At 59.1% G+C, this 21,972-nt stretch carries 22 protein-coding genes; 14 read left to right on the top strand and 8 right to left on the bottom strand.

The window, feature by feature from the left end; translation table 11 throughout:
- Positions 1 to 13: 13 nt before the first annotated feature.
- The 3 genes from rsgA to H2Z84_RS13425 are packed head-to-tail and all read right to left on the bottom strand — an operon-like array spanning position 14 to position 2,465.
- Positions 14 to 898: a ribosome small subunit-dependent GTPase A gene (rsgA, locus tag H2Z84_RS13435; RefSeq protein WP_181836422.1), complete on the bottom strand. Its 885-nt coding sequence runs from the start codon at positions 896 to 898 to the stop codon at positions 14 to 16.
- Positions 895 to 1,221 carry a 4a-hydroxytetrahydrobiopterin dehydratase gene (locus H2Z84_RS13430; protein WP_181836421.1) on the bottom strand — a complete coding sequence of 109 codons (327 nt, stop codon included), beginning with the start codon at positions 1,219 to 1,221 and terminating at the stop codon, positions 895 to 897. The genes rsgA and H2Z84_RS13430 overlap by 4 nt, the downstream gene beginning before the upstream one ends.
- Entirely contained in the window at positions 1,218 to 2,465 is a 1,248-nt protein-coding gene (locus H2Z84_RS13425) for a M48 family metallopeptidase (protein ID WP_181836420.1), read from the bottom strand. The genes H2Z84_RS13430 and H2Z84_RS13425 overlap by 4 nt, the downstream gene beginning before the upstream one ends.
- A gap of 73 nt (positions 2,466 to 2,538) precedes the next feature.
- On the opposite strand from H2Z84_RS13425, the gene orn reads away from it, so the two are divergent.
- The 3 genes from orn (at position 2,539) to H2Z84_RS13410 (ending at position 5,373) form a co-directional block, all read left to right on the top strand.
- On the top strand, positions 2,539 to 3,084 hold the full coding sequence (orn, locus tag H2Z84_RS13420; protein ID WP_181836419.1) for an oligoribonuclease: 546 nt from the start codon (positions 2,539 to 2,541) through the stop codon (positions 3,082 to 3,084).
- A gap of 140 nt (positions 3,085 to 3,224) precedes the next feature.
- Positions 3,225 to 4,877 carry a glucose-6-phosphate isomerase gene (gene pgi, locus H2Z84_RS13415; protein WP_181836418.1) on the top strand — a complete coding sequence of 551 codons (1,653 nt, stop codon included), beginning with the start codon at positions 3,225 to 3,227 and terminating at the stop codon, positions 4,875 to 4,877.
- The gene (locus H2Z84_RS13410) at positions 4,870 to 5,373 is read left to right on the top strand and encodes a CinA family protein (RefSeq protein ID WP_181836417.1); all 504 of its coding nucleotides are present in this window, start codon (positions 4,870 to 4,872) and stop codon (positions 5,371 to 5,373) included. Before pgi ends, H2Z84_RS13410 begins: the two co-directional genes overlap by 8 nt.
- Positions 5,374 to 5,454: 81 nt before the next feature.
- Here the strand turns inward: H2Z84_RS13410 and nudC are convergent, their stop codons facing one another.
- The 5 genes from nudC to H2Z84_RS13385 all read right to left on the bottom strand — a co-directional run bounded on the left by nudC (position 5,455) and on the right by H2Z84_RS13385 (position 11,500).
- Positions 5,455 to 6,249, bottom strand: coding sequence for an NAD(+) diphosphatase (nudC, locus tag H2Z84_RS13405; RefSeq protein ID WP_181836416.1), 795 nt, complete (start codon positions 6,247 to 6,249; stop codon positions 5,455 to 5,457).
- A 91-nt stretch (positions 6,250 to 6,340) separates the two neighbouring features.
- Positions 6,341 to 7,462, bottom strand: coding sequence for a YbdK family carboxylate-amine ligase (locus H2Z84_RS13400; RefSeq protein ID WP_181836415.1), 1,122 nt, complete (start codon positions 7,460 to 7,462; stop codon positions 6,341 to 6,343).
- A gap of 1 nt (position 7,463) precedes the next feature.
- Positions 7,464 to 8,663 (bottom strand): cation:proton antiporter, encoded by a 1,200-nt coding sequence (locus tag H2Z84_RS13395; protein ID WP_181836414.1) that lies wholly within the window; start codon positions 8,661 to 8,663, stop codon positions 7,464 to 7,466.
- Positions 8,664 to 8,902: 239 nt separating this feature from the next.
- A complete protein-coding gene (locus tag H2Z84_RS13390) occupies positions 8,903 to 10,228 on the bottom strand; it encodes an MFS transporter (protein ID WP_181836413.1) in 1,326 nt (441 codons plus the stop codon).
- A 231-nt stretch (positions 10,229 to 10,459) separates the two neighbouring features.
- Positions 10,460 to 11,500, bottom strand: a complete 1,041-nt coding sequence (locus H2Z84_RS13385; protein ID WP_181836412.1) for an NAD(P)H-dependent flavin oxidoreductase — start codon at positions 11,498 to 11,500, stop codon at positions 10,460 to 10,462.
- Between H2Z84_RS13385 and H2Z84_RS13380 the strand changes: the two genes are divergently transcribed.
- The 11 genes from H2Z84_RS13380 to H2Z84_RS13330 all read left to right on the top strand — a co-directional run bounded on the left by H2Z84_RS13380 (position 11,499) and on the right by H2Z84_RS13330 (position 21,958).
- Positions 11,499 to 11,780 (top strand): hypothetical protein, encoded by a 282-nt coding sequence (locus H2Z84_RS13380; protein ID WP_226034127.1) that lies wholly within the window; start codon positions 11,499 to 11,501, stop codon positions 11,778 to 11,780. The two genes, H2Z84_RS13385 and H2Z84_RS13380, sit on opposite strands and share 2 nt — an antisense overlap.
- Before the next feature lie 148 nt (positions 11,781 to 11,928).
- Positions 11,929 to 12,657: a 30S ribosomal protein S2 gene (gene rpsB / locus H2Z84_RS13375; RefSeq protein ID WP_059285475.1), complete on the top strand. Its 729-nt coding sequence runs from the start codon at positions 11,929 to 11,931 to the stop codon at positions 12,655 to 12,657.
- 73 nt (positions 12,658 to 12,730) lie between these two features.
- Positions 12,731 to 13,597 carry a translation elongation factor Ts gene (gene tsf, locus H2Z84_RS13370; RefSeq protein WP_124643997.1) on the top strand — a complete coding sequence of 289 codons (867 nt, stop codon included), beginning with the start codon at positions 12,731 to 12,733 and terminating at the stop codon, positions 13,595 to 13,597.
- 92 nt (positions 13,598 to 13,689) lie between these two features.
- On the top strand, positions 13,690 to 14,409 hold the full coding sequence (pyrH, locus tag H2Z84_RS13365) for a UMP kinase (RefSeq protein ID WP_103524543.1): 720 nt from the start codon (positions 13,690 to 13,692) through the stop codon (positions 14,407 to 14,409).
- A gap of 81 nt (positions 14,410 to 14,490) precedes the next feature.
- Positions 14,491 to 15,048 carry a ribosome recycling factor gene (frr, locus tag H2Z84_RS13360; RefSeq protein WP_181836411.1) on the top strand — a complete coding sequence of 186 codons (558 nt, stop codon included), beginning with the start codon at positions 14,491 to 14,493 and terminating at the stop codon, positions 15,046 to 15,048.
- Between the two features lie 11 nt (positions 15,049 to 15,059).
- Positions 15,060 to 15,809 (top strand): undecaprenyl pyrophosphate synthase, encoded by a 750-nt coding sequence (uppS, locus tag H2Z84_RS13355; RefSeq protein ID WP_220272837.1) that lies wholly within the window; start codon positions 15,060 to 15,062, stop codon positions 15,807 to 15,809.
- A gap of 6 nt (positions 15,810 to 15,815) precedes the next feature.
- Positions 15,816 to 16,622: a phosphatidate cytidylyltransferase gene (locus H2Z84_RS13350; protein WP_181836410.1), complete on the top strand. Its 807-nt coding sequence runs from the start codon at positions 15,816 to 15,818 to the stop codon at positions 16,620 to 16,622.
- Between the two features lie 9 nt (positions 16,623 to 16,631).
- Complete coding sequence (ispC, locus tag H2Z84_RS13345; RefSeq protein ID WP_181836409.1) at positions 16,632 to 17,813, top strand: 1-deoxy-D-xylulose-5-phosphate reductoisomerase; 1,182 nt, start codon at positions 16,632 to 16,634, stop codon at positions 17,811 to 17,813.
- Entirely contained in the window at positions 17,807 to 19,153 is a 1,347-nt protein-coding gene (gene rseP / locus H2Z84_RS13340; RefSeq protein ID WP_181836408.1) for an RIP metalloprotease RseP, read from the top strand. Before ispC ends, rseP begins: the two co-directional genes overlap by 7 nt.
- Positions 19,154 to 19,162: 9 nt before the next feature.
- Positions 19,163 to 21,451 (top strand): outer membrane protein assembly factor BamA, encoded by a 2,289-nt coding sequence (gene bamA / locus H2Z84_RS13335; protein WP_181836407.1) that lies wholly within the window; start codon positions 19,163 to 19,165, stop codon positions 21,449 to 21,451.
- A gap of 18 nt (positions 21,452 to 21,469) precedes the next feature.
- Positions 21,470 to 21,958, top strand: coding sequence for an OmpH/Skp family outer membrane protein (locus H2Z84_RS13330; RefSeq protein ID WP_181836406.1), 489 nt, complete (start codon positions 21,470 to 21,472; stop codon positions 21,956 to 21,958).
- The last annotated feature ends 14 nt before the right edge of the window (positions 21,959 to 21,972 follow it).

Genomic DNA, 21,972 nt, shown 5'->3' with positions numbered 1-21,972 from the left:
ATGACAAAACGTTTTATGCCGTATGATTTAACAATTCATTGCTTAAACGTTGTAGTAAATCCAATCTTTGTCGAGAGATCGTGCCATCTTCTGTGGCTTGCTTGATCGCACAATCCGGTTCCTTGCGGTGGGTGCAGTTGTGGAAGCGGCATTGGCCGATCAGCGGGCGCATTTCCGGGAAGTAGTGCAGCAGGTCGGTGGCCTGCAAATGCTTGAGGCCGAATTCCTGCAGACCGGGGGAGTCGATCAGGTCGCTGCCCGGCGACAAAGTGTCCAGATGATAGAGCGTGGCGTGGGTGGTGGTGTGCTTGCCGGAATCCAGCGCTTCGGAAATATCGCCGATGCGAGCGTTGGCCTCGGGCAGCAGGGCGTTGGTGAGGGTGGACTTGCCCATGCCGGACTGGCCGACAAAGACGCAGGTTTCACCATCCAGCAGCGGCAGCAGCGGGCTCATGTCCTGTTTGGCGGACAGGGTGATCATCTTGTAGCCCAGCGCGGCATAGGGCTGCAGCTTTTCGATCAGCGCGGCGGTTTCCGGCAGGTCGGCCTTGTTGATCAGGATGACCGGGTCGATGTCGGCGGCCTCGGCGGCAATCAGGCAGCGGTTGAGCAGCTCTTCGTTAGGGCTGGGAACGGCGGCAATCACAAACAGAATGCGGCTGACATTGGCTGCAATCACCTTGGTCTTCCAGTCGTCCTGACGGTACAGCAGGCTGCTGCGTGGCAGGCTTTCCTCGATGACGGCCTGTTCCTTGTTCTGAATCAGGATTTCCACGCGGTCGCCGCAGGCGAAGTCCACCCGCTTGCCGCGGGTGGAGCAGCCGTAGGTCTGGCCTTCGGCCTCCACGATGAAGCGGCGGCCATGGCTGCGGATGATCTGTCCGATGGCTGCTCTCATGCGCGGCCTTGCAGCGCTTCGGTTTTCGCCGCGCAAATGAAGTCGTTGAGGGTCAGGCCGCCGGCGTCGTGGGTGCTGAAGTGCACCACGGCGCGGTTGTAGTGCACCGACATGTCGGGGTGATGGTCTTCCTGGTGGGCAATCCAGGCCAGGGCATTTACAAAGGCCATGGTCTGGTAATAGTCGTCAAAACGGAAGGTCTTGCATAGCTCGATGCCTTTGACTTCCCAGCCGGGCAGGGTGGTCAGGAATTGATTGATGGTGCTGGAGTCCAGCGGGCTTTTGCCGTGCTGGGCCTCGCAATGCAGGGCGAGCAGATTCATGGACGGGCTCCTTGCAGATGGGCGATGCGCAGGCTCGCCGGAGGGTGGGAGTCGTAAAACGCCGAGTGCAGCGGGTCTGGTGTCAGAGTTGAGGCGTTGTCACGATAGAGTTTGACCAGTGCGGCGACCAAATGGTGCGCATCGGACTGGTTGGCGGCAAATTCGTCTGCCTCGTATTCATGACGGCGCGACAGCAGGCTGGACAGCGGTGTCAGCGGGAAAGTAAAAGCCGGCACGGCAAGGAAGAACAGGATCAGTGCCATGGCGGTGCTGGGTGTGCTGACGCCCAATGCCTGGTAGAACCAGCCGGCATGCAGCAATTGACCCAAGATGAACAGGAAGCCCAAAGACAGGGCAAAGGCAAAGCCGATGCGCTTGACGATGTGCTTGCGCTTGAAATGGCCCAGTTCGTGCGCCAGCACGGCTTCGATTTCCTCTGCCGACAACTGCTTGAGCAGGGTGTCGAAAAACACGATGCGTTTGGCGCTGCCAAAGCCGGTGAAGTAGGCATTGCCGTGACTGGAGCGGCGTGAGCCGTCCATCACGAACACGCCCTGGCTGGTAAAGCCAGTACGTGTCAGTAGCGCTTCGATGCGCTGTTTCAATTCCAGGTCTTCCAGCGGCTGGAAGCGGTTGAACAGGGGGGCGATCAGCGTGGGGTAGAGCGCTACCATCAATAACTGGAAGGCCGACCAGACCAGCCACACCCACAGCCACCACAACGGTCCGGCCTGGGCCATCAGCCACAGTACCAGCGCCAGCAAGGGCAGGCCGATCAGTGCGCCAATGGCACTGCCTTTGATGGCATCCAGCACAAACATGGCTAGCGTCATCTTGTTGAAGCCGAAGCGCGCCTCGATGCGGAAAGTGCTATATAGCGAGATGGGCAGGCTGATGGCGGAGGTGAGCAGGGTCAGGGCCACGACCAGCAACAGGCCGCTGCCGATTTCACCCAAAGCCAGGCCGCTAATCTGCCGTGCCAGCCAGTCGAGTGCACCGCCCAGCGTCAGGCCAGCGATCAGCGCGGTGTCGATGCAGCTGGACAGCAAGCCCAGCCGGGTTTTGGCCATGCTGTAGTCGGCGGCATGCTGGTGCTGCTGCAGTGTGATGGCGTCGGCAAACTCTGCCGGTACGCGGGCGCGATGGCGCGCAATATGGCGGATATGGCGCAAGCCCAGCCACAACTTGAGAATCAGGGTCAGCGCCAGTGCGGCCAGAAAGAGATAGCGGAATGCCTCGGTCATGATTTACGCAGGTGGGTTTGCCGCCACGGCGGCAATGAAGGAAAATGCTTGGGTTTCGCAAAGATTGGACAGTATGGCACAAGATCAGAACAACCTCATCTGGCTCGACATGGAAATGACCGGGCTGAATCCTGAAACCGACCGCATTATCGAAGTGGCGATGATCGCCACCGACAGCCAGTTGAATGTGCTGGGACAGTCGCCCGTGCTGGTGATTCACCAGCCGGACAGCGTGCTGGATGCCATGGATGACTGGAACAAGAATACCCACGGCAAGAGCGGCCTGATTGCCAAGGTCAAAGCCTCCACCCTGAGCGTGGCCGAGGCCGAGGCGACGTTGCTGGCCTTCATGGCCGAGTATGTGCCGGCCCGTACCACGCCGATGTGTGGCAACACCATTCATCAGGATCGCCGTTTCATGGTGCGCTGGATGCCGCAGCTGGAGGAATATTTCCACTATCGCAATCTGGATGTGTCCACACTGAAGGAATTGTGCAAGCGCTGGCGGCCAGAGGTGGCGCGTGGCGTGGTCAAGCGTGGCAAGCACGAAGCGCTGGCGGATATCGAGGAGTCCATCGAAGAGCTGAAATACTATCGCGAGCACTTTCTCAAGGTGTGATGTAGCGCTGGCACTACAGTGGTAGTATGCATTCTGCAAAGGGGACGCCAGTCCCCTTTATTCTTGCCAGCCCAGCCATTGGTGGCAGGGTGAGTAAAGCAAAATCCAATTCCATTTTTGAATGCAGCCATCTCACGACCATGTTTGACGACAGCAAAACCGGTATCAATCACAGCCCAGTCTGGGCCAGGCTGCACCAGCATCAGCGTGCCACCCGTTTCATGCAGATGCGTGAACTGTTCCAGACCGACGCCCAGCGCTTTCAACGTTTCTCCTTGCAACTGGATGGTTTGTTGCTGGATTACTCGAAAAACCGTATCACCGAACGCACGCTGGAGCTATTGATCGATCTGGCGCACGAGGCGGATCTGCCAGGCTGGATGCAGCGCATGCGCTGCGGTGAGCAGATTAATGTCAGCGAACGGCGCTCTGTACTGCATACCGCGCTCCGTCTTCCTGCGTCGGCTAACCTGCTGCTGGATGGGCAGGATATTGTGCCCGAGGTGCATGCCGTGTTGCAGCGCATGCGGGCTTTCAGCGACAAGGTGCGCGGCGGGCAGTGGCTGGGCTACACCGGCCAGCCGATACGCGATGTGGTGAACCTGGGTATTGGCGGCTCGGATCTGGGACCGCTGGTGGTGAAAGAGGCGCTGTCGGCCTATGCCCATCCTGCGCTGAAAGTACATTTTGTTTCCAATGTCGATGGCCAGCATATTGCCCGTACACTGGAGCCGCTGGATCCGGCCACCACGCTGTTCGTGGTGGCATCCAAGTCGTTTACCACGCCGGAAACCCTGCTCAATGCTGAGGCAGCCAAGGCCTGGTTTTTGCAGGCAGGAAGTCAAGATGACATTGCCCGGCATTTTGTTGCTGTGTCCACCAATGCGCCGGCAGTGCAGGCTTTTGGCATCGATACCGAACACATGTTCGGCTTCTGGGATTGGGTCGGCGGGCGTTATTCGGTCTGGTCGGCCATTGGTCTGCCGGTGATGCTGGCGGTGGGCTACGACAGCTTCCGCCAGTTTCTCGATGGCGCACATGCCATGGATGAACATTTCTTCCATGCGCCGCTGGCACAGAACATGCCGGTGCTGCTGGCGCTGATCGGCATCTGGTACAACACTTTCTATCAGGCGCACACCCACGCCATCATGCCGTACGACCATGGCTTGCGCCGCCTGCCAGCCCATATCCAGCAGCTGGATATGGAATCGAATGGCAAGCGGGTGGGGCGTTTTGGCGCACCGCTGGATTTTGATACCGGGCCGGTGATCTGGGGCGAGGAAGGGGCCAACAGCCAGCACGCCTTTTTCCAGCTGCTGCATCAGGGCACCCGCTTGGTGCCCTGTGATTTCATTGTGCCGATGAATGGTCATTACGGTTTGGAGCAGCAGCACCGGGTGCTGGTGGCCAACTGTTTTGCCCAGTCCGAGGCGCTGATGCGCGGCAAGAGCGAGGCCGAAGTCATGGCCGAATTGCCGGACATGCCCGGTGAAGAGCTGGACATGCTGCTGCCGCAAAAGCTATTTCCGGGCAATCAGCCCTCCAACACCATTGCGCTGGACAAGGTGACTCCCCGCACCCTGGGCATGCTGCTGGCACTGTACGAGCACAAGGTCTTCGTGCAAGGGGTGATCTGGGGCATCAACTCCTTCGATCAATGGGGCGTAGAATACGGCAAGCAGCTGGCCCGGCGCATACTGCCCGAGCTGGATGCGGCAGCAGCCGCACCTGCTGCACACGACAGCTCAACCCACGGTTTGATCGAATATTTCAGGAAAATACATGGATAAGCAGGCAGCCGCACTGGCGGCACAACTGGGCGAGCAGCTGCTGGCAAGAGGCGAAACAGTGGCGACGGCAGAGTCCTGCACTGGTGGCATGATCGCCGCCGCGCTGACCGATATTGCCGGCAGCTCGGCTTGGTTCGGCTATGGCTTGGTTAGCTACAGCAATGAGGCCAAGCAGGATCTGCTGGGGGTGCAGGCCGCCACGCTGGCCGAGCACGGCGCGGTCAGTGAGGCCGTGGTCCGGCAGATGGCTGCTGGAGCGCGTGAGCGTGCCGCTGCTGATTGGGCGGTGGCTGTTTCCGGCATCGCCGGTCCGGGGGGCGGATCACCAGCCAAGCCGGTGGGTACGGTATGGCTGGCACTGGCCGGGCCGGATGGGCTGAGTCAGGCCTTCGTCTGTCAGTTTGCTGGCGACCGGGCGGCGGTGCGGCAGCAGACTGTGTTGACGGCGCTTGGTCGTTTGCTGCAGTTGATCGAGGACAGTGTGTTGTCAGCCTGAGCCAGCTCTGTGCAAGGAGTAAATGTTTGCACGGAATAAATGAAAGGGGAGCCAGTGGCTCCCCTTTGTCATGGCTCTTGCTCAGTCGTGTGGCTGGCGCAGCCAGTCGCTGGTATGGCGAATCAGTTGGTAGGCTACTGACAGCTGGGCCGGAATGGTGGGCAGGGCGTCAATGTGATACCAGCCCGCGTCTTCGATCTCGCCGGGCTGCGGGCGGATGTCCCCGCCATCATATTCGGCAGTGAATGCCAGCATCAGCGAATGCGGGAAAGGCCAGGACTGCGAGCAGACATAGCGCAGGTTTTTCACCCGTACGCCCACTTCTTCCAGGGTTTCGCGGTGTACGCACTGCTCCACCGTTTCGCCCGGCTCGACAAAGCCGGCCAGTGCACTGTACACGCCGGGCAGGAAATGCGGGCTGCGGGCCAGCAGCAGCTCCTGGCCGCGATACACCGCCACCATCATGGCCGGTGACAGCCGTGGGTAGTAAAGCTGACCGCAGCCGGGGCAGTGTTTGCCCTGGTCATGACCATGTTGTTGCAGCGGGCTGGCGCAGTGGCCACAAAAACGGTGGGTGTACTGAAACTGTCGCAACTGCGCAGCACGGGCGATGCCTGCGGTTTGCTCGGGCGGCAGTGCCATCAATGCGGCACGCAACGGCAGCCATTCGCAGTCGGGCGGCGGCGGGCCGATCAGGTCGGCGGCGTACAGATTGCTGCCTTGCTGCTGGTCGATGAACAGGCGGTTGGCCAGTGGCCAGTGGCGGGCGGCATCGCCGGGCAAGGCCTGTTTTTGCAGTAGCAGGCGCGGGCCATCAAAAATGCACCAGCGCGTGGGAAGATCGGGATTACGGTGTTCGGGCAGTTCGAGCGGCATGATGGGGCTTTGGGACGCTAAGCCGCCAGTTTAGCTGTTGAGTGTCATCATGTCTGCTGCATTGCGCTGGCGCTGCTTGAGTTACCCGATCTCAGGCATTGCTGCCATACATCCAGTGTTCGCTCTGGCGGCGTACCACTTCCGATAAGGAACCGCTGGCGCGATAGATGGCGCGCAGCCACTGGCTGTCGGACTGGCGCTTGAGCGCGCGCTCGCGCAGCAGGCTCAGCTCCTTTTCGCAGTTCAGTGCCCGGGCTTGCGGTTGCAGGGCGTTCAGCGTGCTCAGTAGATCTTCCTGCAGGCCGGTTTGCTGCCGTGCCGCGCCATCCACCAGTACGCCGTCGAAGCCAAAGCGGCAGGCCTGGAAGCGGTTGTAATTGTAAGTGTGATAGTGCGCGGCCTGGATGTCGTGCCATCCATCCTCCAGGCAGCGATGCGCCAGCATCTGGGCATAGGCTGCCAGCAGCGTGGGGGTGACAATGTCCAGCGGGGTATCGCAGATGCGGATTTCCACCGTGCCATATTCCGGCTTGGGGCGGATGTCCCAGTAAAAGTCTTTCATGCTGGCAACAATACCCAGCCCGGCCATGTGCTGAAAATATTCATTGAACTGTGTCCAGTTTTCCACGCAGGGCATGCAGCCAGACAAGGGGAAGGCATTGACGCTGGTCAGGCGCGAGGTCTGAAACAGCGTATCCATGCCCTGATAAAAGGGTGACGAGGCGGACAGCGCGATAAAGTGCGGAATGTAACGCGCCAGGTAGTGACTGAGACGGATGGCAGCGTCGCCATCCGGGCAGCCGATGTGGATGTGCTGGCCGTACACGGTGAACTGCTTGGCCAGGTAGCCGTACAGCTCTGAAACCAGCTGGTAGCGTTCCTTGGGGTAGATCTGCTGCTCGCTCCAGTGCTGGAAAGGATGGGAGCCGCCGCCCGCCAGCCCCAGGTTGAGCTTTTGTGCGCTGCTCACCAAAAGGGCGCGGATGCCTTGCAGCTCCTGCAGCATGGTGTCGCTGCCCTGGTGAATGGCCGTGCCGATTTCGATCATGCCTTGGGTGATTTCCGGCTTGATGTCATAGCCGTGCGGCTGACGGTCTATCAGTAGCAGCAAGTCGTCCGAGCCACGGGTCAGGTTGTAGTCGCGGCGGTTGACTATCATCAGTTCCAGTTCCACACCCAGGGTCAGTGGTGTGCTGTTGTTGAATTCCAGCATGTCAGTCCTCCGGAGGAAGGTCGCCAGCGCGGCGTAGTGCCAGGCGGGTTAGCAGGGGGCCGGCCAGTTCGCTGATGACAAATACGGCCATCATGGTGCCGGTAAAGGCGGCGGCATCCGGACCCAGTGCCAGTGTGCTCATACTCACTAGCACGGCGCTGCCGCCAGAAAGCGGGTTGAGTGCCAGCCCCAGCCACAGGCCGCGCTGGCGGCTCAGGCAGTTTTGCGGTGCCAGCAGCCACCAGCACAGCATGGGGATGGCCGAGCGCAGCAGCAGGTAGGACAAGGCCAGTGGCCAGTAAGCGGCCAGCGTCTGTGGTGCCAGTTGGGCACCGGCTGCAACAAAAAAGGCAACAAAGAAAAAGTGGCTGCCACTTAACAAGCCCGGCTCACTGACTGTATGCCCGCCACGCAGATTGCGTGTGGCCAGGCCAAATACCAGCAGGGCCAATGAGGGCAGGGTGTTTAGCATGACGGATAGCCCCACCAGCAGAGCGATCAGGCCGAATAGCAGGACGGTCTGCCGCTGGCGTTGCTGGCTGCCCAGCCAGCGGTTGAGCGCGATTGCCAGCAAACCGGCCAGCAGGCCGAGCAGGCTGGAGCCCAGAATCAGCCAGGCCGGCGACAGAATGCCGTCCTCCGTGCTGTGTTGGTTTTGCAGATGGGCGGAGCCCAGTGCGATGGCGAACACGATGACCGACAGCAAGCTGGATAGGGCGGTGGCAGTGGTCAGTCGTTCACTGACCTGGCCCTCGGCGCGGGTCTCGCGCAGCATCTCCAGAATGACGATGGGCGAGGTGGCCATACCCAGCGCTGCCATCATGCTGCTGGCTTGCCAGCCCAGTCCACCTTGCAGCAGTAGTGCGCACAGGGCGGCAAATACTGCCAGGCAGTAGCACAGCGTGGTCAGCAGCAAGGTACGCTCCACGCGCAGCCAGTGCAGGTCGACCCGGCGGCCACTTTCAAACAGTGCCAGCCCCAGTGCCAGGTTGACGAACAGGTCGGCGGCGCTGAGTAATTCCTGGTTTAGCAGATGCAGGCTGGCCGGGCCGATGATCAGGCCGGTCAGTACATAGCCGGTAATGGCGGGCAAGCGTCCGGCACGGTTGGCAATTTGGCCGCCGATAACGCCTAGCGTCAGCAGAATGCCAAAGGCAGCCAGCGGGTTAAGGGACAGGCTGTGCCAGGGTAGTTGGCTCATGGGTGTCTCCGTGGTCTGTGGATGAGGCCCGCCAAGGCGGGCGTGAGGCCGGGAGTGGTGCGTTGAATGGCTCTGCGGGCAGGCTGAAATGCTGAGTGTATAAATTAGGGACTGCTGATTTGCTGCGAGGGTTCCATTGCTGAGTGAATTAATTCTTGCTGCACTGCAGAATTATCTGGCCGCTACGCCATGCAAAACGGCCCCGCAGGGCCGTGGAAAAAGTACTTTGCCGAGTGTGGTCAGCAGTTGGCCGATGCACTATCTGCACGCTGTGGCGATTCGCTTAGTAGCAGGTAAATACCCAGTAGCACACCCATGCCACACAGGCTGACCACGTAATGGGCAGGGGCTAGCGGGTCAGCCTTCAGCCACAGCGAAACCGCCATGGGTGTGAGACCGCCGAAAATGGCGTAGGCGACATTGTAGGAAAATGACAGGCCGCTAAAGCGCACTGCCGGTGGAAAGGCGCGCACCATGACGAAGGGGACGGCCCCGACAATGCCGACGCTGAGGCCAGTCAGGCTGTATAGCGCATACAGCTGGCTGTCATCACTCGCCATGCTGGTGTAAAAGTGATAGCTACAGGCGCCCAGCAGCAGGCTGCCGACAATGAAGGTCAGGCCGCTGCCGATGCGATCGATTGTGCGGCCGGCCGCCATGCAGCCTGCGATCAGGGCGATGGTGGCCAGACTGTTTGCCTTGAGAGTGGTGGCGGCATCCAGGCCGAACTGCTTTTGCAGATAGGTGGGCGTCATCAGGATGACCACTACGATGGCGGCAGACAGCAGCCAGGTCAGCAGCATGGAAATGATGACGGCGCGTTTGTGTTCACGCAGTACGGTTTTCAGTGGCAATTCATCAGCCAGGGCTTTGCGTGCCTGCATCTCGGCAAAGACCGGTGTTTCCTGCAGCCATTGGCGCAAATACATGGCCAGCAGGCCAAAGATACCGCCCACCAGAAAAGGCAGTCGCCAGGCCCAGTTGCTGATTTGTGCCGGACTGAAGCTGCTGTTGATCAGGGTGGCCAGCAACGAACCCAGCAGGATGCCGGCAGTGAGGCCAGCAGTCAGCGTGCCGCAGGCATAACCGGTGTGACGGGCGGGGACATGTTCGGCCACAAATACCCAGGCGCCCGGCACTTCGCCGCCAATTGCCGCACCCTGCAGGATGCGCAAAGCCAGCAGTGCCAGCGGCGCGGCAATGCCGATGCTGGCATAGGTGGGCAGCATGCCCATCAGCAGGGTGGGAACGGCCATCAGCACGATGGACAAGGTGAACATGCGCTTGCGCCCCAGCTTGTCACCAAAGTGCGCCATGACAATGCCGCCCAGCGGACGTGCCAGATAGCCCGCAGCAAAGATGCCGAAGGTCTGGAACTGGCGCAGCCAGTCCGGCATGTCCGGCGGGAAAAACAACTTGCCGATGACCAGGGCGAAAAATACAAAAATGATGAAGTCGTAAAACTCCAGCGCGCCGCCCAGGGCGGCGAGGGCCAGGGTGCGGTAGTCCTGGCGATTGAGTGGGCGTGCTGGGCTGAGCTTGGCTTCGTCGTGCTGCGGGATCATGCGTAATCTCTTGTGTGTGGGCTGGCTACTCTGTGGCGGCCTGCTGTGGGGCGGGTGGGTCAGTCTGAGAGAATACGGGAAGGGATGGGGGCAGGCAATGTGGTTAGGTGCGGCATGCTGGCATCTTGTTGCGTGAAAAGCTGATTTTCGTGTGGTAAATCTTTTTATTTGGCTCGGTGCGTCATAAAAAATGCGCCGCCAGTTGCATGGAATAGACGGGCGGCGCGGTGGTCAGGCTTGGTTCAGCTGCTGCAGGCGGCTTAGGTTATGTCCGGCCTCCTGCATGATGCGTTCGAATAGCTGTTGCACGGTGGGCACGTCGTCAATCAGTCCCTGCACCTGGCCGATCAGTTGCACTCCATGCTGGTGATTGCCTTCTTCAATAGCCAGGCGGATGGATTCGGTGGCTGCACCAAACAGCGCCAGCTGGCGCAGTTCCTGCGGTTTTTGCAGCATGCCGCCCAAGGCTACTTTCCATACCGGCATGCCCATCTTGCGGGCGATGGCGCTGGCTTTCCAGGCGGCTGCCAGCAGATTCATCGGCTTGCGGGTGGCGGCGCGGGCGGTGGGGGTGTCCATCATGCGGCACCACAGGCCGTCGAAGTTACGCGAATACAAAGTATCGGCCACGCTGCGCTGGCGAATCATCTCCTTGCTGCGCTCGTGCACCGGACTTTCCTGCGTCATGGCCAGGCGGCTGCCCATGGCTACGGCATCCGCCCCCAGTGCCAGGGCGGCCAGCAAGCCGGCGCCACTGCCAAAGCCACCAGCGGCGATGATGGGCAGTGCGCATACCTTGCGGATGGCCGGGATCAGTACCAGCGAAGTCACCTCGCCGCCATGGGCGGCTGCTTCGTGGCCGGTGACCAGCAGGCCGTCCACACCGGCTTTTTCGGCCGAAATGGCATGCTTCTCGGTGACGACGGTAGCAATCACCTTGCCACCATAGGAGTGTGCGGCCTTGACGATCCAGTCACCCTTGCCCAGCGAAAAGTTGATGACTGGCACCTGCTCTTGCAAGGCAACTTCGCAGTTTTCGCGCGCGCCCGGCATCATCAGTGTGCAGCCGATGCCGAAAGGGCGGTCGGTCAGCTCACGGATGCGGCGGATGGCGGCGCGGGTCTGTTCTGGCTTGAGCGGGCCGGTGGCCAGAATGCCCAGTCCACCCGCATTGGCGGTGGCAGCTACCAGTTCGGGAGTGGCGATATAGCTCATGCCGGGGCAGGCGAGTGGCAGGCGCACGCCAAAGGTTTCGGTAAGGCGGGTTTGCATGATGGTGGCCGGGCAGGTGGTTTACAATGTCGGGCTATTGTTCAGGCTTTTTTCGAAAATTTCAAACGGTTGTTTGATTATGTACATGGTATTGATCGGCTGGCTCTACGTGGTGTTGATGCTGGCAGTGGCGCAGAACAGCCTGTGGGCTACCTTTTCCATCCTGTTTTTCCTCGGCTTCCTGCCCACTCTGTTTATTGCAAGAATGACACGGCGCCGCCTGCGAAAACGGCAGGAATTGGCCCGTGAGCAGGCAAATGCAGGCAAGACGCTTGAGTGAGCTTGCGCTGTGGTGCTAGAATCTTGCGTCCTCTACATTGGGTAGGGGAATAAACTACGCACATCCGTGCCAAAGGGTGCCGTCATTTTTTTCTGATACTGACGGTTGTCTGCGCGGATGGAGGCTTAACCCTTTAAGGAGTTTTTGCATGTCCACCAACGTTACCATGCGTCAAATGCTTGAGGCCGGTGTTCACTTCGGCCACCAAACCCGTTTCTGGAACCCGAAGATGGCTCAGTACATCTTTGGCAGCCGCAACAAGATTCACATCATCAACCTGGAAAAGACTCTGCCGCTGTTCATCAGCGCCCAGGAATATGTGCGTCGTCTGGCCGCCAACAAGGGTACCGTAATGTTTGTTGGTACCAAGCGTCAGGCACGTGAGATCGTCCGTGAAGAAGCCGCTCGCGCTGGCATGCCGTTTGTTGATCACCGCTGGCTCGGCGGCATGCTGACCAACTACAAGACCGTGAAGCAGTCCATCAAGCGTCTTGAAGAGAAGCGTGCCATCCTGGAAGGCGCTGACATGGGTTACAACAAGAAAGAACTGTTGGACCTGCAACGCGAAGTTGACAAACTGGAACGCTCGCTGGGCGGTATCAAAGATATGAAGGGCCTGCCGGACGCCATCTTCGTTATCGACACTGGCTACCAGAAAGGTACCATTGTTGAAGCCAAGAAACTGGGCATCCCGGTTATCGGCGTTGTTGATACCAACAACTCCCCGGACGGCATCGACTACGTAGTTCCGGGTAACGATGACTCCAGTCGCGCTATCCGCCTGTACGCTCGCGGCATCGCCGACGCCGTACTGGAAGGCCGCGCTCAGTCGCTGCAAGAAGTCGTAGCCGCTGCTGAAACGGCCCAGGCTGAGTAAGCAGACTCGAAAGGGGGCGCAAGCCCCTTTTTTTAGACCTGATTACCTTACGTATCGAATACAGGAGTTACAAATGGCGGAAATTACCGCAAAGATGGTTTCGGATCTGCGCGCTGCTACCGGCCTGGGCATGATGGAGTGCAAAAAAGCCCTGGTTGAAGCTGAAGGCGACGCTGCCAAGGCCGAAGAAATTCTGCGTATCAAGTCCGGTAACAAGGCTTCCAAGATGGCTGGCCGTCTGGCTGCCGAAGGTATCATCGGTTCCTACGTGGCTGGTGGCGTTGGCGCCCTGGTTGAAGTGAACTGTGAAACCGACTTCGTTGCCAAGGACCCGACCTTCCTGGCCCTGGCGGCTGCTGCTGCCCAGGCTGCTGCAACTGCGAACCCGGCTGATGTTGAAGCCCTGTCCGCTGTTGAAGTAGACGGCGTGTCCGTAGAAGAAATTCGCAAGGCTGCCATTGCCAAGCTGGGTGAGAACATGACTATCCGTCGTTTCGTGCGTTACGAAACCGACGGCACCATCGCCACCTACCTGCACGGTGCCAAGATCGGCGTTATCGTTGATCTGAAGGGTGACGAAGCGCTGGGTCGCGATATTGCCATGCACATCGCTGCTTCCAAGCCGATCTGTGTTTCCAAGGATCAGGTTCCGGCCGAAACCCTGGAGCAAGAACGCAAGATCTACACCGCGCAAGCTGCCGAATCCGGCAAGCCGGCTGATATCGTCGCCAAGATGGTAGAAGGCCGCGTCAACAAGTACCTGGCTGAAGTGACCCTGGTGGGTCAGCCTTTCGTCAAGAACCCGGACGTGACCGTTGAAAAGCTGCTGGCTGAAAAATCCGCTTCCGTAAAAGCATTCGCCATGTTTGTTGTTGGCGAAGGCATCGAGAAGAAGGTTGTAGACTATGCTGCTGAAGTGGCTGCTGCTGCCAAGCTGTAAGTCTGACAAGACTGTATGATCGAACGGCACCCTGCCTGCAGGGTGCCGTTTTGCAAACTGAACGCCCTAAAAACACCCAACTCGAGGTTATCATGAGCCAAGCTCCTTCCTATAAACGCATTCTGCTCAAGCTGTCTGGTGAAGCCCTGATGGGCGACGATAACTATGGCATCAACCGCTCGACCATCGAGCAGATTGTTGGCCAGATCAAGGAAGTGGTAGAGCTTGGCGTGCAGGTGGGTATCGTGATTGGTGGCGGCAATATTTTCCGTGGCGTATCCAGCGCTGCCAGCGGCATGGACCGCGCAACGGCCGACTACATGGGCATGATGGCGACGGTGATGAATGCACTGGCGCTGAAGGATGCCATGGGCAAGGTTGGTCTGATTGCCCGCGTGCAATCTGCACTGACCATGCAGCAGATTGCCGAGCCCTATGTGCGCGGCAAGGCCATGCAGTATCTGGAAGAGGGCAAAGTGGTAATTTTCGGTGCAGGCACCGGCAATCCCTTCTTCACCACCGATACCGCAGCTGCACTGCGCGGCATGGAAATGAATGTCGATATCATGCTCAAGGCCACCAAGGTGGATGGCGTGTATACCGATGATCCGAAAAAGAATCCCGATGCCGTGCGCTACCAGACCCTGACTTTTGATGAGGCCATCGGGCGTAATCTGAAGGTGATGGATGCCACTGCCTTCGCGCTGTGCCGCGACCAGCACCTGAATATCAAAGTGTTCAGCATCTTCAAGCAGGGCGCACTCAAGCGCGTAGTGCTTGGCGAAGATGAAGGCACGCTGGTACACTGCTGAGCTTGACGAATACCAAGGGGCGGAAACGGCTGGAAGCCGCTTTCCGCCTTGTTTTTCAAAGTACCGATTTTTGGAGCAAGCATGATTAATGAAGTCAAGAAATCCGCCGAGCAGAAGATGAACAAGACTCTGGAGGCGTTCAAGACCGACCTGACCAAAGTGCGAACAGGTCGCGCCCACACCGGCATTCTTGATCATGTCATGGTCGATTACTATGGCAGCGGTGTGCCGGTGAATCAGGTGGCTAATGTCAGCCTGATCGACTCCCGCACCATCGGTGTGCAAGCCTGGGAAAAGAATATGGTGGCCAAGATCGAAAAGGCCATTCGTGATTCCGATCTGGGCCTGAATCCGGCTTCCATGGGTGAGATCATCCGCGTGCCGATGCCGATGCTGACCGAAGAGCGTCGTCGCGACCTGATCAAGGTAGTGAAGAGCGAGGCTGAAGGTGCCCGCGTGGCCGTGCGCAATATCCGCCGCGATGCCAACAATGACTTCAAGAACCTGCTCAAGGATAAGTCGATTACCGAGGACGACGAGCGCCGCGGCCAAGACGACATCCAGAAAATGACTGACAAGTTCATTGCCGAGATCGACAAGGCACTGGCAGGTAAAGAAGCAGACCTGATGGCGGTATAAAGGAAATAGCCTTGTTTGGAAGCTCCACCAAGGACGTGCCGGAGGTGCGCTGCGTACCCCGGCATATCGCCATCATCATGGATGGCAATGGCCGTTGGGCCAAAAAGCGTTTCCTGCCACGGGTAGCCGGCCATAAAAAAGGGCTGGATACCGTGCGCGAAGTAGTGACCGCCTGCAAGGAGCTGGGGGTGGAGTACCTGACGCTGTTCGCCTTTTCCACGGAAAACTGGCGGCGGCCGCAGGATGAGGTGTCCTTCCTGATGGATTTGTTCATTCGCGCGCTGGAAAACGAAGTCAGCAAGCTGCATGCCAACAATATCCGCTTGCGGGTGTTGGGTACGCGTGAGCGTTTCAGCCCGGCGCTGGCCGAGCGCATTCAGGCGGCGGAAGACAAGACTGCCGGCAATGATGGCCTGGTGCTGAGCATCGCCGCCGACTACGGTGGCCGCTGGGATGTACTCAATGCCGTCAATGGCCTGATTGCTGACGGTGTCAGCCAGATTACCGAAGAGAATCTGGCCGAGCGCTTGTCCACGCACTGGGCACCGGAGCCTGATCTGTTCATCCGTACGGGTGGCGAGCAGCGCATCAGCAACTTCCTGTTGTGGCAGCTGGCTTATTCCGAGCTGTACTTTACCGATCTGCTGTGGCCGGATTTTGATCGCACGGCCCTGGAGGGCGCGCTCAATTCCTATCGCGAACGTGAGCGCCGTTTTGGCCGTACCAGCGAACAGCTGCCGGTCCAGCAGCGCAGAAACTGATCCTCCATGCTCAAGACACGCATTCTGACTGCCCTGGTGTTGCTGCCGCTGATGCTGGCGGCACTATTTCTGTTTCCGGCCAATGCCTGGGCCGGCTTTTCCTGGCTGATCATCCTGCTGGCGCTGTGGGAATTCTCCCGCATGGCCGGTTTGCATGGTGTGCTGCAATGGGCCTACCTGGCGCTGAGCAGCCTATTTGCTGGTGTCTCCTGGCAGCAAGGCTGGCATATGCCGCTAGCCGGGCATGGTCTGGCGCTGGTGTTCTGGTTGCTGGTGATGCCCTTGTGGCTGGTGCGGCGCTGGAAGCTGGCGTCCTTGCCGCTGGCCATGCTGCTGGGCTGGTTGCTGATGCTGCCAGCCTGGTATGGTTTCCTGGAGTGGCGGCCGCAGGCCGACAGCGCCCATGCCCTGACCTTGCTGGCCGTGATGGGCCTGGTATGGGTGGCGGATGTGGCGGCTTATTTCTCTGGCAAAGCCTTTGGCAAGCGCAAGCTGGCACCGTCCATCAGTCCCGGCAAGAGCTGGGAAGGGGTGTATGGCGCACTGGTCGGCGTGGCGGTGTATGTGGTCATCGTCAGCAAGCTGGGCTGGATTTCTGTAGGGCTGCCGTTGTGGGGGCTGGTGCTGCTGGCCTTGCCGCTGACTGCGGTCAGTGTCTGCGGCGATCTGCTGGAATCCTGGTTCAAGCGCGTCTCGGGCATGAAAGACAGCAGCAAGCTGCTGCCTGGACATGGCGGCGTTTATGACCGAATCGATAGTCTCATTGCCGTTCTGGCAGTCAGCAATGCGCTGCGCGTGCTGGGCGGGCTGTAAGCTCATCTCATGAAACCTCAAGGCATTGCAGTTCTTGGGGCAACCGGCAGTATCGGCGTCAACACGCTGGATGTGGTTGCCCGTCATCCTGATCGTTACCGGGTAGTGGCTCTTAGTGGTCACCGCCAAGTGGATCGCCTGTTCGAGCAGGCTTGTCGTTTTCTTCCTCTTTATGTCGTAGTGGCCGATGCGGCCTCCGCCAATGCCTTGCAAGGCCGGTTGCGTGAGCAGGGCCTGGCTACCGAGGTGCTGTACGGCGCAGCTGCGTTGGAGCGGGTAGCCGCCTTGTCCGAAGTGGATGTGGTGATGGCGGCCATTGTCGGCGCTGCCGGCTTGCCGTCTGCGATGGCTGCTGCACGTGCCGGCAAGAAAATCCTGCTGGCCAACAAGGAAGCTCTGGTGGTGGCTGGCCGGTTGTTCATGGAAACCGTGCGCGAACACGGTGCCACCCTGCTGCCGGTGGATAGCGAGCACAACGCCATTTTCCAGTCCTTGCCGCATGACTATGCCGGCAATCTGGATGCCTCGGGTATTCGCAAGATCATCCTGACCGCATCGGGCGGGCCGTTTCGCCAACACAGTGCCGAGGCTTTGCTGCAGGTTACCCCTGAGGATGCCTGTCGCCATCCCAACTGGGTGATGGGGCGCAAGATTTCGGTGGACTCGGCCAGCCTGATGAACAAGGGGCTGGAAGTGATCGAGGCGCACTGGCTGTTTGCTGCGCCGCCGGAGCGCATTGATGTGGTGGTGCATCCGCAAAGTGTCATCCATTCCATGGTGCAATACCGCGATGGCTCGGTGCTGGCGCAACTGGGTTCGCCTGATATGCGCACGCCGATTGCCTGTGCACTGGCCTGGCCGGAGCGTATCGAAGCTGGTGTGGCATCACTGGATTTCTTCAGCATGGGCTCGCTCACTTTCGAGCAGCCGGATTTACAGCGCTTTCCCTGTCTGGGCTTGGCATTCGCTTCGCTGCAAAGCGGTGGGGATGCCCCAGCGGTGCTGAACGCGGCTAATGAAGTGGCAGTGGCGGCTTTCCTGGAAGGTCGTCTGCGTTTTGTTGATATCGCCAAGGTGGTGGAAGCTACGCTGGCGGGTGTCAGCCTGTCGGCCAGTGGCACGCTGGCGGCGCTGCTGGACAAGGATGGCGAGGCGCGACGCTTTGCCGCGAACAAGGTGGGCTCATGCTGACATTTATTGCATTTCTGGTGGCTATTGGCGTACTGGTCACCTTCCACGAACTGGGCCACTTCTGGGTGGCGCGGCTGTGTGGTGTCAAGGTACTGCGTTTTTCTGTGGGTTTTGGCAAGCCGCTGTATACCTTCCAGCGTGGGGATACCGAGTGGGCCATCAGCCCGATTCCGCTGGGCGGTTATGTGCGCATGCTGGATGAGCGCGAAATGGAAGTGCCGGAGGAGGAGCGCCACCTGGCCTTCAATAACCAGCACGTACTCAAGCGTATGGCCATTGTGGTGGCCGGGCCGTTGGCCAATCTGCTGCTGGCGGTCTTGTTCTACTGGGCGGTGATTGCCGGTGGCATGGTGCAGTTGTTGCCGCAGGTGGGGACGGTGCTGACGCCCAGCCTGGCAGCAACGGCCGGTTTTCAGGCGGGTGATCGGGTGTTGTCGGTCAATGGTCAGTCAGTGGCTGACTGGCAGCAGCTGCGGCTGGCACTGGTGGATGCGGCTGGTAGTGGTGATGTGCCGATCCGCGTGCAAGTCAAAACAGCCCAGGCTACCACTCAGTTGCGCAGCATCGACCCGGCGCAGGCCGATGAAGATGCACTCAAGGCGCTGGAGCAGGGTAATCCGGGCCTGATGCCGATGCGTTATCTGCCTGCCATTGGCGGGGTGGAAGAGGGTAGCGTGGCTTCCAAGGCTGGGCTGAAGGCCGGTGACAAATTGTTGTCGGCTGATGGCAAGCCGCTGGCCAGCTGGGATGCCTGGGTCAAGCTGATCCACGAAAGTCCGGGCAAGGAATTGCTGATTCGTATCGAGCGTGACGGCAAGCCGCAGGATGTCAAACTGCGCCCGGCCACCGTGGCGGATGGTGATGTGATGATAGGCCGTATCGGTGCCGCACCACTGCTGGACAGTGCCTGGATGAAGCAGCTGAGCTTCATGCATAAGCCCGGCGTGGCGGAAGCTGCCGTCGAAGCCTTGCACAAGACCACCAACACCGCCTGGATGAGCCTGAAGTTTCTTGGGCGCATGGTGATCGGTCAGGCGTCGCTGGATAATTTGTCTGGCCCGCTGACCATTGCCAGCATTGCCGGCCAGACTGCACGGGAGGGCTGGAGCCCGTATCTTGAATTTCTGGCACTGATCAGTGTCAGTATCGGCGTGTTGAATCTATTGCCGATACCTGTGCTGGATGGTGGGCACTTAATGTATTATGTCGCGGAGCTGGTCAAAGGCCGCCCGTTAAGCGAGCGTGCGCAACTGTTTGGACAGAAGATCGGATTCATCCTGCTGGCGTCGCTGATGCTATTTGCCGTGCTGAACGATATCAGCCGCCTTTTTGGGGGTTAAAACAAACCTATGAAATTGAAACTACTTGCGGCCGCTGTGCTGGGCATGACTACGGCAACAGCTGTTTGGGCTGCGGATCCGTTCGTAATCAAGGATATCCGGGTTGAAGGCCTGCAGCGTACCGAAGCCGGTACCGTCTTCAACTACCTCCCGGTCAAGGTGGGCGACACCTTCAGCGAAGAAAAAGCGCGTGAATCCATCAAGAGCCTGTTTGCCACCGGCTTTTTCGACGATGTGCGGGTCGAATCGCGCAATGGGGTGGTGATCGTGGCCGTGGCCGAGCGCCCGGTGATTACCCAGCTCAACATCAACGGCGCCAAGGAATTCAGCAAAGATCAGCTGAAGAAGGCACTCAAGGACAATGGTTTTGCCGAGTCGCGCATTTTCGACCAGGCCTTGCTGGACGGTGCGGTACAGGAGCTCAAGCGCCAGTACTACAGCCGTGGCAAATATGCGGTGGAAATCACCCCGCAGGTGACCAAGCTGGAGCGTAACCGCGTCGCGGTTACGCTGGATATCACCGAAGGCATTACCGCCCAGATCAAAAACATCCAAATTGTTGGCACCAAGGCCTTCACTCAGGATCAGTTGCTGGACGAAATGACGCTGACTTCCGGCGGCTGGATGTCCTGGCTGACCAAGGATAACCAGTACTCCAAGCAAAAGCTGACCGGCGATCTGGAAAAGCTCAAGGCTTTCTATCAGAACCAGGGCTATCTGGAATTCAATATTGAATCGACCCAGGTTTCCATGAGCGCTGACAAGGAACACATGTTCCTTACCATCAATGTCAGCGAAGGCGGCAAATTTACCGTTTCCGATATCAAGCTGGCTGGCGATCTGAAAGTGCCGGAGGCTGATCTGCGCAAGCTGATCACCTTCAAGAACGGCGAAGTGTTCAATAACGAGAAGGTGACCGAAAGCGTCAAGGCGCTGAGCGATCGCCTGGGCAATGAAGGCTATGCTTTTGCCAATGTGAACGCGCTACCGGAAATCAACCGTGACAAGAAGCAGGTTGGTTTCACCTTCTTCGTCGATCCGGGTCGCAAGACCTATGTGCGACGCGTCAACATTGCCGGCAACACCAAGACGCGTGATGAAGTGGTGCGACGTGAGCTGCGCCAGCTGGAAGGTGCTACCTACAATGCCGCCAGTGTCAAGCGCAGCAAGGAACGTATCGAGCTGCTGGGCTACTTCGAAGATGTCACCGTGGAAACCCCGGCCGTGGCGGATGCGCCCGATCAGGTGGATATGAACATCAATCTGAAAGAACGTGCCACCGGCAGTATCTCCGCCGGCGTGGGCTTCGTGCAGGGTGAGGGCATCCAGCTGTCGGCCAGTATTTCGCAAAGCAATATCTTTGGCTCCGGCAAGTATATGTCTTTCGGTATTTCCAACGGCAAGGTGAACAAGAACATCTCGCTGTCGTTTACCGACCCGTACTTCACTCCGGATGGCGTCAGCCTCGGCTACGACCTGTACCACCGTGTGTACAATCCGGATGCCACCTCGACCTCGGCCTATAAAACCTCCACCGATGGTGCCGCGGTCCGCTTTGGTGTGCCGGTGACCGAGTTTGACCGTATCAATTTCAGTATTGGTGTGGAACAGACCAAGATCACCACTTACGATACCAGCCCGCAGCGCTATATCGACTTCGTCAACCAGTACGGTGCGAAGAACAAGACGCTGCTGGGTTCGGTCAGCTGGGGGCGCGATACCCGCGACAGCTCGCTGTGGCCGACGCGCGGTGCCTCGATCAAGGTGCAGGCGGATGCCGGCCTGCCCGGTGGCGATCTCGAGTACTACCGCCTGACGCATAGTCAGCAGTGGTTCTTCCCGCTGTCCAAGACGTACACCCTGATGCTCAATGGCGAAGTGGGCTATGCCAGCGGTTATGGCAAGACCTCCACGCTGCCGTTCTTCCAGAACTTCTACCTGGGTGGTATCGGTTCGGTACGTGGCTATGACAACAACAGCCTGGGCCCCAAAGACACCAATGGTGACTACATGGGTGGTACTCGCAAGGCGGTGGCCAATGCCGAAGTGCTGTTCCCCTTCCCGGGCATGAAGGACAACAAGTCGGTACGTGCCAGTGTGTTCTTCGATGCTGGCAGCGTGTGGGATACCACCTTCTCCGGCAGTACCCCGAGCAGCGAACTGCGCTACTCTGCCGGTTTTGCCGTGACCTGGCTGTCGCCACTGGGACCGATGAAGTTCAGTTACGCCGACCCGCTGCGCAAGAAGGAAGGCGACAAGCAACAACGCTTCCAGTTCCAGCTGGGTACTGTCTTCTAAACGGAAAGAGGCCTGAACATGAAATCTTCTTTCAAATGGTGGCTGGCAGGGCTGGCCCTGCTCAGCCTGCAGGCCACTGCGGCTGATTTCAAGCTGGGTTTTGTCAATATCGAGCGGGTATACCGCGAAGCTGCACCGGCCATCGCCATCCAGAAAAAACTGGACAAGGAGTTTGCCGACCGCAGGACCGAGCTGAAAAAGATGGAAACCCGTGCCAAAGAGCTGGAAGGCTTGATGGCCAAGAGCACGCTCTCCATCGACGACCGCAAGCGCTATGAGCGCGAATATGCAGCGCTGGATCGTGACTATCGCGCCAAGGGGCGTGAAATGTCCGAAGACTTCAATCAGCGCCGCAATGAAGAGTTCGCCTCGGTGCAGGAGCGTGCCAATCGTGTACTCAGGCAAATTGCCGATCGCGAACAGTACGACCTGATCCTGCAGGATGTCGTTTACGTCAATCCCAAGTTCGACCTGACCAGCAAAGTGCTGAAGGAACTTGAGAAGTAATCCTGCCTAACAGT

Origin of the sequence: Aquitalea aquatica (assembly GCF_013911085.1) — a bacterium.
GTDB classification, from domain to species: domain Bacteria; phylum Pseudomonadota; class Gammaproteobacteria; order Burkholderiales; family Chromobacteriaceae; genus Aquitalea; species Aquitalea aquatica.
This window is presented reverse-complemented; position numbering and strand designations above follow the sequence as displayed.